This window comes from Oscillochloris sp. ZM17-4, from assembly GCF_019599295.1.
GTDB lineage: Bacteria > Chloroflexota > Chloroflexia > Chloroflexales > Chloroflexaceae > Oscillochloris.
Genome location: NZ_JAIEWN010000063.1, coordinates 1 through 14630, shown reverse-complemented (window position 1 = coordinate 14630; position 14630 = coordinate 1). Strand labels below are relative to the sequence as shown.

Annotated in this window: 11 protein-coding genes and 1 pseudogene; 7 read left to right on the top strand and 5 right to left on the bottom strand. The window is 69.2% G+C overall.

Annotated elements, in window-relative coordinates; all coding sequences use genetic code 11:
- Positions 1–78: 78 nt before the first annotated feature.
- Together K2Z83_RS25505 and K2Z83_RS25500 are read right to left on the bottom strand one after the other, a co-directional pair.
- Positions 79–2499 carry an FtsX-like permease family protein gene (locus tag K2Z83_RS25505; RefSeq protein WP_220597993.1) on the bottom strand — a complete coding sequence of 807 codons (2421 nt, stop codon included), beginning with the start codon at positions 2497–2499 and terminating at the stop codon, positions 79–81.
- The gene (locus K2Z83_RS25500; RefSeq protein ID WP_220597992.1) at positions 2492–3208 is read right to left on the bottom strand and encodes an ABC transporter ATP-binding protein; all 717 of its coding nucleotides are present in this window, start codon (positions 3206–3208) and stop codon (positions 2492–2494) included. The genes K2Z83_RS25505 and K2Z83_RS25500 overlap by 8 nt, the downstream gene beginning before the upstream one ends.
- Before the next feature lie 236 nt (positions 3209–3444).
- Here K2Z83_RS25500 and K2Z83_RS25495 point away from each other — a divergent pair, with 236 nt between their 5' ends.
- Positions 3445–4338 carry an NAD(P)-dependent oxidoreductase gene (locus K2Z83_RS25495; RefSeq protein ID WP_220597991.1) on the top strand — a complete coding sequence of 298 codons (894 nt, stop codon included), beginning with the start codon at positions 3445–3447 and terminating at the stop codon, positions 4336–4338.
- A 40-nt stretch (positions 4339–4378) separates the two neighbouring features.
- On the opposite strand, the gene K2Z83_RS25490 is transcribed toward K2Z83_RS25495, so the two are convergent.
- The gene (locus K2Z83_RS25490) at positions 4379–4702 is read right to left on the bottom strand and encodes a cupin domain-containing protein (protein WP_220597990.1); all 324 of its coding nucleotides are present in this window, start codon (positions 4700–4702) and stop codon (positions 4379–4381) included.
- Positions 4703–5155: 453 nt separating this feature from the next.
- Between K2Z83_RS25490 and K2Z83_RS25485 the strand changes: the two genes are divergently transcribed.
- Positions 5156–6592 carry an MBL fold metallo-hydrolase gene (locus K2Z83_RS25485; protein WP_220597989.1) on the top strand — a complete coding sequence of 479 codons (1437 nt, stop codon included), beginning with the start codon at positions 5156–5158 and terminating at the stop codon, positions 6590–6592.
- A 121-nt stretch (positions 6593–6713) separates the two neighbouring features.
- On the opposite strand, the gene K2Z83_RS25480 is transcribed toward K2Z83_RS25485, so the two are convergent.
- A complete protein-coding gene (locus K2Z83_RS25480; protein WP_220597988.1) occupies positions 6714–8702 on the bottom strand; it encodes an acetoacetate--CoA ligase in 1989 nt (662 codons plus the stop codon).
- 195 nt (positions 8703–8897) lie between these two features.
- On the opposite strand from K2Z83_RS25480, the gene K2Z83_RS25475 reads away from it, so the two are divergent.
- The 5 genes and pseudogenes from K2Z83_RS25475 to groL all read left to right on the top strand — a co-directional run bounded on the left by K2Z83_RS25475 (position 8898) and on the right by groL (position 13294).
- Positions 8898–9728 (top strand): LLM class flavin-dependent oxidoreductase, encoded by an 831-nt coding sequence (locus K2Z83_RS25475; protein ID WP_220597987.1) that lies wholly within the window; start codon positions 8898–8900, stop codon positions 9726–9728.
- 47 nt (positions 9729–9775) lie between these two features.
- Positions 9776–10018: pseudogene (locus K2Z83_RS25470) on the top strand (pyridoxamine 5'-phosphate oxidase family protein); the annotation flags it as partial.
- Between the two features lie 29 nt (positions 10019–10047).
- Positions 10048–11076, top strand: a complete 1029-nt coding sequence (locus tag K2Z83_RS30220) for an amidohydrolase family protein (RefSeq protein ID WP_220597985.1) — start codon at positions 10048–10050, stop codon at positions 11074–11076.
- Between the two features lie 150 nt (positions 11077–11226).
- A complete protein-coding gene (groES, locus tag K2Z83_RS25460) occupies positions 11227–11529 on the top strand; it encodes a co-chaperone GroES (RefSeq protein WP_220597984.1) in 303 nt (100 codons plus the stop codon).
- Between the two features lie 112 nt (positions 11530–11641).
- The gene (gene groL, locus K2Z83_RS25455) at positions 11642–13294 is read left to right on the top strand and encodes a chaperonin GroEL (protein ID WP_220597983.1); all 1653 of its coding nucleotides are present in this window, start codon (positions 11642–11644) and stop codon (positions 13292–13294) included.
- Positions 13295–13408: 114 nt separating this feature from the next.
- On the opposite strand, the gene sppA is transcribed toward groL, so the two are convergent.
- Entirely contained in the window at positions 13409–14413 is a 1005-nt protein-coding gene (gene sppA, locus K2Z83_RS25450) for a signal peptide peptidase SppA (protein WP_220597982.1), read from the bottom strand.
- Positions 14414–14630 lie beyond the last annotated feature (217 nt).

Genomic DNA, 14630 nt, shown 5'->3' with positions numbered 1-14630 from the left:
CTTGACCCAGGACTTATTCGCGCTAACAAGGTTTTTTAGGGCAGTAGCCCTACTTTATGCGGGCGGGGCGCAGCCCCGCTACTCATACGACAGGCTCTCCTGCACGCTGGCGCGGATGGCGCCCTGGGCCGGGGCCAGGCTGGCGACGACGCCGATCAGGCTGGCCAGGGCGAGCCAGAGGGCCACGCCGGCCCACGAGTACTGGAAGACGATGCTGATGCCGACCGTCGCGGCGAGCGGCTTGGACAGGGCCAGGCCGGCGGGGTAGCTGAGGGCGAGGGCGATCAGCCAGCTGATCCAGCCGAGCACCAGGCCCTCGGTGACGAACAGGGTCCTGATCGTGCCCGGCGTGGCCCCGATCGCGCGCAGCACGCCGATCTCGCGGCGGCGCTCCAGCACGCTGATCTGGAGCACGCCGCTCAGCGCGATCCCACCCACCAGGGCCACGATCACCGCCATGACCATCAGCAGCGATGAGAGCACGGCCAGGCTATCGGCCTGGATGCTGCTGCGCTGGTAGACCGTGTCGTTGCGGGTGATCTGCACATCCAGGCCGCGCCCGTCGTAGAACTCGCGCAGCGTGTCGGCGATGGACAGCGCGCTCGCGCCGGTGGCCGCCGGTATGTCGATCTGGGCGCGGGTGCCGACCAGGCCGCCGCCGGCCTCTGCGCCCAGGGTGTCGCGCGGAGCCATGCCGGTCCGGCTGATGTTGCGGATGTTTGGGTCGATCAGAATGCCGACCACCTGCCACTGGCGCTGGCTGGCCCAGATATCGGGGCTGGCCGCGTCGGGGATGCGCAGCGTCAGCGCGTCGCCCACGCCCACGCCCAGCTCATCGGCCACGCTCTCGGCCAGAGTCAGGGCGTAGGTGTCGCCGGGCCGCAGCCAGCGCCCGGCGCGCAGCTGGGGCCGGTAGCTAGCCGAGGGCAGCGGCAGGCCGTTGATCTGCAGGCTGCGCGGCTGGCCGCGCCCGGGGCCGGGGTCGGCCAGCGCCGAGACGGTGCGCCAGACCTCGACGCCCGCCACGCCGGGCATCCCCCGGACCTGCTCGATCTGCGAAAAGCTCGCCGGGCGGCCGAAGTCGAGCTGGAGCCCGTAGGCGTAGATATCGGGGAAGAGCGTCCACGAGGTGTAGCCGAGCGTGGCCTGGGTGCTCAGCACCGCCACCAGGGTGACGCCGGCCCCGCCGAGGGCCAGCTGGGTGAGCAGCATGCGCCGCCAGTTGCGGAAGACATTGCTGAGCGCCAGCGAGAGCACCCGCGAGAGCCCGGTGATCCGCCCGAGCAGCGCGTCGAGGGCGCTGCCGGTGCTGCTCAGGCCGTAGGAGCTGATCGCCTCGCGCACGGTGATCCGGGCGCCGCGCATGATCGGGAAGATCGCGGTGATCAGCGGGGCCAGCACGCAGAGCGCCAGCTGGAGCAGCAGCGTGCCCGCGTCAGCGAAGAACGGCCCCGGGCTCATGCCGAACTGGGCCACCAGCACGTGGCGCATCCCGTTGGAGGCCAGCACCGCCGCCGGCAGCGAGATCACCGCCGCCGCGATACCATAGGCGAGGACCAGCACCATGTAGACCGCCATGATCTGGCCGCCGCTGGCCCCGATCGCCTTCAGCTCACCGATCTGGGAGGTCTGCTGGGTGATGATCGTCGTCACGGTGGTGTAGATCAGCAGCAGGCTGAGGGCCATCGTCACCACGGCCACCACCTGCATCACCAGGCCCGCCCCGCCGATCAGCTCCTCGAACCATGCCTTGTCCGGGTCGGTGGTCATGGTGCGGCTGATCGAGGCCGGCGTCGCCGTAAACCCCCGCTCGGCCAGGTCGGCCTGGAGCCGGGCGGCGGCGGCCTCGGCCCGCTCGGGCGTGTAGCTCGGCAGCGTGGCCCGGATGATCGTGTAGCGGCGCTGCCCGGTCAGCGCGCTGAATCGCTCGCGGGTGGTGTAGAAGACCGGGTCGCCGCCCAGGCTGGAGGCCGGGATGGCCCGGTTGTAGACCAGCCCGCCGACCGGCGCGCTGGTCTCGTAGCCGTCCACCCGCAGCTCGACGCTGTCGCCGATGCGGATCGGGAAGCGCCGCTCGACCGCCAGCGTGTGGCCGGAGGGCCACGCGCCAGCGTCGAGCTGTAGCACCGAGACCCCCTGGCGCTGATAGTCCTGGCGGGCGACCAGGCTGGCCGCGCGCCAGGGCGACTCGCGGCTGGGCCGCCACTTGATGCTCGTCTCCAGGTGGCCCTCGACCGTCGCGAGGTCGGGCCGGTCGCGCAGCGCGTCGATCAGGGCGTCATCGGCGGGCGGCGAGATCCGTATCGCGATCGCCGGGGCCGCCGCCGTGGCCCAGGTGGCGCGGGTGTCGGCCTCCAGCCCGCGCAGCGAGCTGAGCACCATGCCCACGGCGAAGGCGCCGATAGCGATCGTCAGCACCGCCTGGAGCGTGCGCTGGCGCGCGCTCCACAGGTCGAACCAGATCTTGTGGCGCAGAGAGGTGGTGAAGATCTCACGCATCGTCGGCCTCCGCGCTATCCCGGCGCACCAGCCCCTCGCCCAGCTCGATCCGGCGCGGCATGCGCGCGGCCAGGGCCTCGTCCTGCGTGACCATCAGCACCGTCTTGCCAGCGGCGACAAGCTCGGCGAAGAGGGTGAAGACCACCTCGGCCGAGCCACTGTCGAGGTTGCCGGTGGGCTCGTCGCCCAGGATGAGCGGCGGGTCGTTGGCCAGGGCGCGGGCGACGGCGGCGCGCTGCTGCTGGCCGCCGCTGACCCGGCTGGGCAGCTTGTGGATGTGCTCGGCCAGGCCGACGCGGCCCAGCAGCTCCTCGGCGCGGGCGCGGCGGGCGGCGGGCGTGTACGTGCCGGACAGCTCCATCGGCAGCATGACGTTGGCCAGCAGGGTCATGGTCGGCAGCATCTGGAAGAACTGGAAGACGATGCCGAGGGAAGCGCCACGCCAGCGGGCGCGCTCGGCCTCGCGCAGGCGGTGGATGGGCCGCCCGCCGACGAGCACCTCGCCGGCGCTGAGCTTGTCCACCCCGGCGATCATGTTGAGCAGGGTGGACTTGCCGCTGCCCGAGGGGCCGACCACGGCGACAAACTCGCCGGGCCGCACGCGGAAGGAGACGCCGCGCAGGGCCGGGATGCTAGTCGGCCCGAGCTGGTAGCTCTTGTGTACGCCCTGGACATCGATCAGGGGCTGCGGGTGGTGTGGCGTTGTCATAGCGTCCCAAGGGTACAGGGTGCAGGGTACAGGGTACAGGGTATAGAGTAGCAGGCCATAGCGGGCGGGACAACCCTCGTTTGGGGGGCGGGGGTGTCACTCATCTGGGCGGGGGAGCGATCTCAGTATGCCTCAGCGCCGCAGCGCCGCAGTGTTGCGCCATCCCCCACGCTCGCATACAATCCGGGTACAGGAGGCGCGCGGCGCCGCGCGCCGGATAGCAGCGGGAGCAGCACATGGGAGAGCGGATCGGCTTTATCGGCCTGGGGATCATGGGCCGTGGGATGGTGGGCAACCTGCTGCGGGCCGGCTTCGAGCTGACGGTCTGGAACCGCACGGCGGGCCGCGCGGACGAGTTTGTGGCGGCCGGGGCGGCGGCGGCGGCCAGCCCCGCCGAGGTCGCGGCGAGCTCCGATATCATCATCACATGCGTGAGCGACACGCCCGACGTGCTCGCGGTGACGCTGGGCGCGGGCGGGCTGATCCACGGGGCGCGCGCGGGCTCCCTCGTGATCGACATGAGCACGATCAGCCCGCAGGCCGCCCGCGAGATGGCCGAGGCCCTGGCCGCGCGGGGCGTGGCCAGCCTGGACGCGCCGATTAGCGGGGGCAGCGAGGGCGCGGCCAAGGGCACGCTCTCGATCATGGTCGGCGGCGAGGCCGCCGATGTCGCGCGGGCCATGCCGGCCTTCCAGGCCATGGGCAAGGCGATCACCCACGTCGGCGGCCACGGCGCCGGCCAGACGGTCAAGCTGGTTAACCAGATCCTGGTGGTCGGCAACATGCTGGCGGTGGCCGAGGCGTTGGTCTTCGCACAGGCCAGCGGCGCGGACCTGGAGAAGACATTGGCCGCCGTCACCCCCGGCGCGGCCGGCAGCTGGATGCTGACCAACCGCGGCCCGCAGGTGATTACGCGCGACTGGCGGCCCGGCTTCACGATCGACCTGCAGCAGAAAGACCTGCGGCTGGTGCTGGAGGCGGCCGACCAGGTCGGCGCGCCGGTGCAGGCCACGGCGACGATCTTCCAGATGTACCGCACGCTCCAGGCCGCCGGCCTCGGCGCCGAAGGCAACCACGCCCTGGTGAAGGCGATCGAGCGGCTGAGCGGCATCGAGGTGGGCGGGGCGTAGGAGCGCAGCAGGCGGCCGCACGCGGCCGCCTGCTGCGCCCCTACTTGGGTTCTGGGGCCATGGCGATCAGCATAGTCAGCCGGCCGGCCCCCACGTTGACAACGCCGTGGGGGCTGTCGGCGGGCGCCCAGGCCAGCCCGCCCGGCCCCAGCCGGCGCGTCTCCGCGCCGACCGTGAACGCGCCCTCGCCCTCGACCACGAAGTACATCTTGTCGCGCCCGGCGTGCTGATGGGTCGGCTGGGCCTGCCCCGGCTCCAGGCAGTCCATGCCGACGAGCATGTTCGGGCTGAGAAAGATCGTGCTCTTGAACCAGCGCTCGGCGCTCGCGCCGACGTGGTCGCGGTAGTCGCTAAATGTGCTCACCCGTATGCCTCCTGACCCGGCGCGCCGGGCGCACCCAGACTATGCGTGCGGGGAACAATACCACACTCCGCCGCGGGCGGCGCGAGCGGCGCAGGGTGCGGCGTACCCTTGATACCGCTGGCGAATTGTCGCAGTTGCCCGCCAACGCTGCCTGATACAGAATATGGCTGTATCAGGCAGCGTTGGAAATCGTAGGTCAGAAGGGCGTTTTGGAATTCGCCAGCGGTATCGTTGCACGTGCCCTGCGAGAGCGGCTCCATCGGGCCGGTGTGGCTCCCAGATCACCGTTGTTTCCGTGTCGCACCTAAGCTTCTCGTGAGAGTTTGCTCTTGGGGCTTCTGTATGGCCTCATAATACGCTATCCTTACGCTACGACAAGCGCCGGCCAGCGCCGCAGCGGCGCGGCGACACACATTATGGCCAGCGGCACCTTTGTAGTGGAGGGACCTACCGATGCTCCTGAAATATTTCTATGACGAAACACTGGCTCAGGCTTCCTACCTGATCGGCTGCGCCAAGACTGGCGAGGCGCTGGTGATCGACCCGATGCGTGATGTGGTGCCCTACGTCCAGGCCGCGGCAAAGGAGGGCCTGCGGATCACCCACGTCACTGAGACCCACATCCACGCCGACTTCGTCAGCGGCCTGCGCGAGCTGGCCGCGCGCACGGGCGCCCAGATGTACCTCAGCGATATGGGCGATGAGTCGTGGAAGTATGCCTACCCTGAGGTCACGCGGGCCACCCTGGTGCGCGACGGCGACAGCTGGATGGTCGGCAACATCAAGATCGAGGTGGTGGCCACCCCCGGCCACACCCTGGAGCATATCGCCTTTATGATCACCGACACCGCCGGTGCCGACGCGCCCATGGGCGTGTGTACGGGCGACTTCCTCTTCGTCGGCGATGTCGGCCGGCCCGACCTGCTGGAGGAGGCGGCGGGCTTTGTGGGCACTAAGGAGCCCGGCGCACGCACCCAGTTCCAGTCAGTCGAGCGATTCAAGGCGCTGCCCGACTACCTCCAGGTCTGGCCAGCCCACGGCGCGGGCAGCGCCTGCGGCAAGGCGCTCGGCGCCATCCCCTCCAGCACCCTCGGCTACGAGAAGCGCTTCAACCCGGCCTTCCAGTTCAGCAGCGAGGATCGCTTTGTCCACTGGCTGCTGGACGGCCAGCCCGAGCCGCCGCGCTACTTCGCCCGCATGAAGCACGTGAACAAGGTTGGCCCGGCCCTGCTCGCGGAGCTCACCGTGCCCAGCATGATCGACCGCGCCGCGCTTGATCGGGCGATCGCGGCGGGCGATCTGGTGGTCGACCTGCGCGAGCAGGAGGCCTTTGTCGCCGGCCACATCCCCGGCAGCCTGAGCGTCCCCGCCAGCTCGACGATGTTCAGCACTTATGTGGGCTGGTTTGTAGACTACGCCCGGCCGACGTATGTGATCTTGCCGGATGACGCCAGTTGGGCGAAGATCCTGGTCGCCCTGCGCGCCATCGGCGTCGATGACATCCCCGGCTACCTGCCCGCATCGGCCATAGGCGATGGCCTGGCCCAGCTGCCGACGGCCGGCCAGGACGACCTGAGGGAGGCCCTGGCGGGCGGCGACGCGCAAATCCTCGATGTGCGCGGCCAGACCGAGTACGATGAAGTCCACCTGCCCGGCGCGCTGCACATCGCCCTCGGGTTCCTGCCGAGGCACCTGGACCGCATCCCGCATGACCGGCCGGTGATCGTTCACTGCGCGTCGGGCTACCGCTCGCAGATCGCCACCAGCCTGCTGCGCCGCCTGGGCCTCACCAACGTCGCCACGCTGGTCGACCCGGACGGACGCTGGCAGGACCTGGCCGCCGCAGATGGCCCCACGCCTTTGATGAGTCTTGCCAGCCAGCCTGCTTGATCGCTTCCCAAAGTGGGAGGCGTCGCGACACCTCTCCTTTGCAGAGGGGCGATGATGTCCCGATGGCCGCGTGAACGCTTAGCGCTCGTGTCGCCATCGGGACATCACCGCCCCCTTGCGCCTAGCCCGCGAGCCGGCCCTTGAGCCTGGCGGCCAGCTCGACAAAGAAGGGCAGCAGCTCGGGGTTCTTCAGCGAGTCGGGGTTGGCGGCCCGCTCCACCGGCACGCCGGCGAGGATCTTCTTCACCGGCACCTCAAGCTTCTTGCCGCTGAGCGTGCGCGGGATGTCGGGGATGGCGAAGATCTCGTCGGGGACGTGGCGCGGCGAGAGGGCGCTGCGGATGGCGCCCTTGATCTTCTTGGTCAGGGCCTCGTCGAGCGCCAGCCCCTCGCGCAGCATCACAAAGAGCGGCATGTACGAGGCGCCGCCCAGCCCCTCCAGGTCGATCACCAGGCTGTCGAGCACCTCGGGCACCGACTCGACGGCGCGGTAGATCTCGCTGGTGCCCATGCGGATGCCCTGGCGGTTGATCGTGCTGTCGGATCGCCCGTAGATCACCACGCCGCCGCGCTCATTCACCACGATCCAGTCGCCGTGCCGCCACTTGCCGGGGTAGAGCTCGAAGTAGCTCTCGCGATAGCGCGCGTCGCCGGGGTCGTTCCAGAAGTAGATCGGCATCGAGGGCATCGGTGCCTCGATCACCAGCTCGCCCATCACGCCCAGCACCGGGCTGCCGTCGGTGTCGTAGGCCGCCGCCCGCACGCCCAGGCCGCGGCACTGGATCTCGCCGCTGTAGACCGGCAGCAGCGGCGAGCCGCTCACGAAGCAGCCGCACACATCGGTGCCGCCGCTCACCGAGGCCAGCCAGATGTCGGGCTTCACATGGTCATAGACCCAGTCGAAGCCCTCGGGCGGCAGCGGCGATCCGGTCGAGCCCACGCCCACCAGCTTGCTCAGGTCGTGGTCGCGCCCCGGCTCGACCTCGGTCTTCATCAGGGCGGTGATGTAGCCGGCGCTGGTGCCGAAGAAGGTCATGCCGCTCTGCTCGGCCAGCCGCCAGAGCACGCCCATGTCGGGGTAGGCCGGGCTGCCGTCGTAGCTGACCACGGTGGCCCCCACGAGCAGCGCGCCCACCAGCAGGTTCCACATCATCCAGCCGGTGGTCGAGAACCAGAAGAAGCGGTCGCCCGGCTTGAGGTCGAGGTGCAGGTGCAGCTCCTTGAGGTGCTGGAGCAGGATTCCGCCCTGGCTGTGGACGATCGGCTTGGGCATGCCGGTGGTGCCCGAGGAGTAGAGCACCCAGAGCGGGTGGTCGAAGGGCACCGGCGTACACTGGAGCGCGCCGGGGGTGGCCAGCGCATCGGCCCACATCGTCACGCGCTGGAGCCCATCCGGCGCGGCGGCCGGGTCCAGGTAGGGGATGAAGATCGTGTGCTCCAGGCTGGGCAGGGCGGCCTGGAGCTCGGCCACGGCGGGGCGGCGGTCGAAGGGCTTGCCGCCGTACTGGTAGCCGTCGATCGCGAAGAGCACCTTCGGCCCGATCTGGGTGAAGCGGTCGATCACGCTGGGGCTGCCGAAGTCCGGCGAGCAGCTCGACCAGACCGCGCCGATGCTGGCGGCGGCCAGGAAGGCCACCAGGGCCTGCGGGGTGTTGCCCACATAGGCGACGACCCGGTCGCCCGCCGTCACGCCCATGCCGCGCAGGCAGGCGGCGACGGCGGCCACCTGGCGCTCCAGCTCGCCCCAGCTGATCGCGGTGAGCGGCTGGGTCTCCGACTGGAAGAGCATGGCCGGGTGGTCGGGGCTGGCGCTGCGGAAGGCGTGCTCGGCGTAGTTGATCCGGGCGCCCTCGAACCAGCGCGCGCCGGGCATGGTGTGGCCCGAGAGCACCGCCGCGTAGGGCGCGGGCGACTGGACGCGGAAGTAGTCCCAGAGCGCGGCCCAGAAGCCCTCGATGTCATCGACCGACCACTGCCAGAGCGCGGCGTAGCTGTCGAGGCGCAGCCCGCGGCTGTCGGCGAGCCAGGCCATGAAGGCGCGCATGTTGCTCGCCTCCTGAAACGACTCCGGCGGCGTCCAGAGCAGCCGCGGGTGGGATGTGCTCGTCATCGAAGCCCCCTTGAGTAATGTTGAATGCTGAATGGTGAATGGTGAATGCTGGGTTACGGCGATTGTACTATATCTCCGCCGCTAGAACGCAATCGGGCTACAGAGCGATGCACAGGTGGCAGAATTACGATACACACTACTGGACATTCAACATTCAGCATTCAACATTCAGCATTGATGAGAGGAGGCCTTGCCATGAAGTACGGCTTCGTGATGCCCTTCGGCGACGCGCGCGCGGTGGCGGAGGCGGCGCGGGCAGCCGAGGCGGCCGGATGGGACGGGATCTTCATCTGGGAGCCGGTCTGGGGGGTGGACGCCTGGGTCTGCCTGACGGCGGCGGCGATGGTGACGGAGCGCATCCGCCTGGGCACCATGCTCACGCCGATCGCGCGCATGCGGCCCTGGAAGCTGGCCAGCGAGACGGCCGCGCTAGACAACCTCTCGGGCGGGCGGGTTATCCTGGCGGTGGGGCTGGGCGCGCCCGACACGGGCTACGCCGCCTTCGGCGAGGTGACGGACCGCAGGGAGCGGGCCGAGCTGACCGACGAGGGGCTGGCGGTGCTGACCGGGCTGTGGGCCGGGCAGCCCTTCAGCTACAGCGGCAAGCACTACACGATCACGCCGACGGACTTCGCGCCGCCGCCGCCGCCGGTCCAGACGCCGCGCATCCCGATCTGGGTGGTGGGGGCCTGGCCGCGCGAGCGGTCGATGGGCCGCGCGCTCCTGTACGACGGCCTGCTGCCCTCGGCCTTCGGCGCGGACGGCAAGGCACGCCAGGCCACCCCAGATGAGCTGCGCGAGATGGCGGCCTACGTGGCCGAGCGCCGCGCCCCTAAGACGCCCTTCGACATTGTGGTCGAGGGCGAGACCCCCGGCGACGACCGGGCGGCCGGCGCGGCGCAGGTGGCGCCCTGGGCGGCGGCCGGGGCCACCTGGTGGACCGAGACGCTGTGGGGCGCACCGCGCGACGGGGATGGGATGGCCGCCGTGCGCCGGCGGATCGCGCAGGGCCCGCCAGCCATGTAGGGGCGCAGCGCGCTGCGCCCACACATACCAAAAGGAGATCTCAGCTCATGGCAACTGTCTACGACTCAATCAGCGACGACCAGCGGGCGTTTATCGTGGCCCAGCAGATGTTCTTCGTCGCCAGCGCGCCGCTCAGCCCCGACGGGCACGTGAACCTGTCGCCCAAGGGGCTTGACTGCCTGCGGGTGCTGGATCCCAACAGGGTGGCCTACCTCGACCTGACCGGCAGCGGCAACGAGACCTCGGCCCACCTGCGCGAGAACGGGCGGATCACGCTCATGTTCTGCGCCACGCCCTGATCTACCCGCCCGACTCCTTCGTGGAGACCGACGAGCTGGTGGAGGTCTGTCAGGTGGTGGCCGCGTATCATGGAGTTTACATAACCCATATCCGCTCCGAGGCCGACCAGCTGGTCGAGGCGATCGGCGAGGCGGTGGAGATCGGCCGGCGGGCGCGGCTGCCGGTGGAGATCTACCACCTGAAGGCGGCCGGGCGGCCCTTCTGGGGGCTGATGCCCGCCGCCATCGAGGCGATCGCGGCGGCCCGGGCCGCCGGCGTGGACGTGACCGCCGACATGTACCCCTACGCGGCCTCGGGCACCGGGCTGACCTCGATCCTGCCGCCCTGGGCCGACGCCGATGGCATGCTGTACCAGAACCTGGCCGACCCGGAGATGCGGGCCAGGATCCGCGCCGAGGTGCTGGAGCCCTCGGGCGACTGGGAGGCCATGGGCCACAACACGACGCCGGCCGGGGTCATGCCGATCGGCTTCCAGCTCCCAGAGCACCAGATCTACGTCGGCAGGCGCCTGAGCGAGATCGCCGAGCTGCGCGGCCAGCACTGGGTGGACGCGGTCATGGATCTGCTGGTGGCCGAGGGCCAGCGCATCAGCACGATCTACTTCTCGATGGACGAGCAGAACGTGCGCATGCAGCTCGGCCTGCCCTGGATCAAGGTCTCGACCGACGCCGGCGGCTACGACCCGGCCTGGGCCGCCGCCCACGGCCCGGTCCACCCGCGCGCCTACGGCACCTACCCGCGCGTGCTGGGCACATATGTGCGCGAGGAGCGCGCCCTCAGCCTGGAGGACGCCGTGCGCAAGATGTCGTGGGCGGTGGCGAGCCGGCTGGGGCTACGCGACCGCGGGCTGCTCCATGCGGGCATGCTGGCCGACGTGGTGATCTTTGACCCGGAGATGATCGCCGACCGGGCGACCTTCGCGCAGCCGCACCAGCTCTCGGTCGGCGTGCGCGACGTGTGGGTGAACGGGGCGCGGGTGCTGGATGGCGGCGCGCACACCGGCGCCCTCCCCGGCCGAGTTGTGCGCGGGCCAGGCGCGCGGCCGTAGGCGCTGGCACTCGCGCGAAATGAGTGCTAAAATAGATCTTGACAAAAGCAGATGCCTTGGGTACTATAGTGAGCGGTTAGCACTCATCTGTCGAGAGTGCTAACCGCTCATCATGTTAGTAAGCATGCTTTGTATGGAGGGATAGCAGCTATGGCGGATTTCCGCATTCGGCCACTCGGCGACCGTGTCGTGCTCAAGCCAGCTGACCGCGAAGAGAAGACGAAGACCGGCATCTTCCTGCCCGACACCGCGAGCAAGGAGCGCCCCATGGAGGGCACCATCCTCGCCGTCGGCGAGGGCCGCCGCGACGACAGCGGCAAGCTCGTCCCGATGAGCGTCACGACCGGCGACAAGGTGCTCTTCGCCAAGTACAGCGGCACCGAGTTCAAGGTCGACGAGGTCGAGTACCTCATCCTGGCCGAGAAGGATATCCTGGGCATCATTCAGGAGTAATGTTTAATGCTGAATGTTGAATGCTGAATGCTGCGTACGCGCGCTCAATTCAACATTCAACGTTAAACATTCAACATTATCTTGTAACTTACTGAGAGGAATACAGACCCTTATGGCTAAGCAGCTCCACTTCAACGAGGAGGCCCGCCGCTCGCTCAAGCGCGGCGTCGACATGGTCGCCGACGCGGTCAAGACCACCCTTGGCCCGCGCGGCCGCAACGTCGCCATCGACAAGAAGTTCGGATCCCCCACGGTCACCCACGACGGCGTCACCGTCGCCAAGGAGATCGAGCTCCAAGACCCCTTCGAGAACATGGGCGCCCAGCTCCTCAAGGAGGCGGCCACCAAGACCAACGATGTCGCCGGTGACGGCACCACCACAGCCACCGTGCTGGCCCAGGCCATCGTCACCGAGGGCCTGAAGGTCGTCGCCGCTGGGGCCAACGCGATGCTGCTCAAGCGCGGCCTCGACAAGGGCGCCGAGGCGCTCGTGGCCGCGATCAAGGCCAGCGCCACCCCCGTGCGCGACCGTGCCGACATCGCCCACGTGGCCACCAACTCGGCCGCCGACAGCGAGATCGGCGAGCTGATCGCCGAGGTGATGGAGAAGGTCGGCAAGGACGGCGTGATCACGGTCGAGGAGTCCCGCGGCGTGGCCTTCGAGAAGGAGTACACCGAGGGCATGCAGATCGACCGCGGCTACATCTCCGGCTACATGGTCACCAATGTGGACCGCCAGGAGGCCGAGCTCGAGGATCCCTACATCCTGATCACCGACAAGAAGATCAGCAGCATCCAGGAAGTCCTGCCGGTGCTGGAGAAGGTGCTCCAGGTCACGAAGAACTTCGTGATCGTGGCCGAGGACGTGGACGGCGAGGCCCTGGCGACTCTGGTCGTCAACAAGCTGCGCGGCACGATCAACGTGCTGGCCGTCAAGGCCCCCGGCTTCGGCGACCGCCGCAAGGCCATGCTGCAGGACATCGCCATCCTCACCGGCGGCACGGTGATCTCCGAGGAGATCGGCCGCAAGCTCGACAGCGCCACCATCGAGGACCTGGGCCGCGCCCGCAAGGTCGTGTCGAGCAAGGACGACACCACCTTCGTCGAGGGCAAGGGCGATGAGGGCGCCATCCGCGCCCGGATCGACCAGATCCGCGCCCAGATCGAGACGACCACCAGCGACTTCGACCGCGAGAAGCTGCAGGAGCGCCTGGCCAAGCTGGCCGGCGGCGTGGCGGTGATCAAGGTCGGCGCGGCCACCGAGCCGGAGCTGAAGGAGAAGAAGCACCGCGTCGAGGACGCCCTGAGCGCCACCCGCGCGGCGGTTGAGGAGGGCATCGTCCCCGGCGGCGGCGTCAGCCTGATCAACGCGATCAGCGCCCTGGACAACGTCAAGGTCGCCCACGAGGATGAGCGGGTCGGCCTGACCATCCTGCGCCGCGCCCTTGAGGAGCCCCTGCGCATCCTGGCCCGCAACGCCGGCGAGGAGGGCTCGGTGATCATCGCCAACGTCCGCCGCCAGCAGGCCGACACGGGCGACAACACCTTCGGCTATAACGTGCTGACCGGCGAGTACGGCAGCATGATCGAGCAGGGCATCATCGACCCGGTCAAGGTGACGCGCAGCGCCGTGCAGAACGCGGTCTCCATCGCGGGCATGATCCTGACCACCGAGGCTCTGATCACCGACCTGCCCGAGGAGAAGGGCGGCGGCATGCCCGGCGGCGGCATGCCCGGCGGCGGCATGGGCGGCATGGACTTCTAGATCACTGAGACACTGAGTCACTGAGACACTGAGAGGGTGTACATCGCGTCTTTGACGCGATGTACACCCTCTCAGTGCGTTTTCAGCGCCTCAGTGACTCAGTGACTCAGTGATTTATGGCCGCCAGCGGTACTCCATCTGGGGCGCGGGCGGGCTGGTGACCGCCCGCAGGCCGAGCGGGTCGGCCTGGGCCTGCGGTGCGGCAAGCCGGCTCAGCAGCAGCGCGCGCAGCGAGCTGGAGCGGGCGTAGCGCACCACCAGCGTGTCGCCCATGCCGGCCAGGCCCTGCGCCCCGGCGATGGCCTCATCCAGATTGCCCAGCTCGTCCACCAGGCCCAGCTCCTTGGCCTGCGCCCCGGTGTAGATCCGCCCGTCGGCGATCTCCAGCACCCGCTCGCGCGGCAGCCCCCGCCCATCCACGATCACATCCACGAAGCCCTGGTAGGCCTCGTCCACCACCCGCTGGAGCACCGCATCCTCCTCGGCCGTCGGCTCGCGCGTCGCCGAGCCGATGTCCTTCAGCGCGCCGCTCTTGTAGACGTAGCTCTTCAGCCCGAGCGTCGTGAAGGCCTCGCCGTAGTTGGTCAGCTCCAGGATCACGCCCAGGCTGCCGGTGAAGGTGTCCTTGTTGGCGTAGATCTTCTCGGCCGCCGTGCTGATGTAGTAGCCGCCGCTGGCCGCCGTCGCGCCCATGCTGACCACCAGGGTCTTGCCGGCGTCGCGCAGCTTCACCAGCTCGGCGTGGATCTCGCTGCTGGCCACCACCCCGCCGCCGGGGCTGTCCACCCGCAGCACCACCGCCTTGACCAGCGGGTCGCCGGCGGCCTGCTTGATCTGGCTGAGCAGATCATCCTGGGTGCCCCCGGCGCCGAAGATATCGCCCCCGGCGCCGATCACGCCGCTGACGTCGATGATCACCACCCGGTTCAGCCCGCTGCCCGAGACGATCTGCTCGTCCCAGCGGCTCGGCCCCAGCGGCCCGCCGCCGCTGTCGCTGCCGCCCGCCGCCGCCAGCAGCAGGGCCATCCCGCCGAGGGGCAGGATCGCACACGAGATCACCAGCCCCGCGATGATCGACAGGGCGATCAGCCAGCCCCGCCCGCCACGCTGCTTCTCCATAGGAATCTCCTTCGCTTAATCCCCCGGCTCGCCAGAATTTCTGGTTGTCTGTGCCCAGCAGGCACATGCCGCCGCCTCCGTCCTGATACGATCCTACCACACCGCTCAGAACTTGACCCAGGATGTAGTCGCGCTAACGAATATTTCGTTAGCGCGACTACGCCTTGGGGTAACCTATGAGCGTAGGAGCCTCAGCTGGCGACTGACGTCGTAGCGC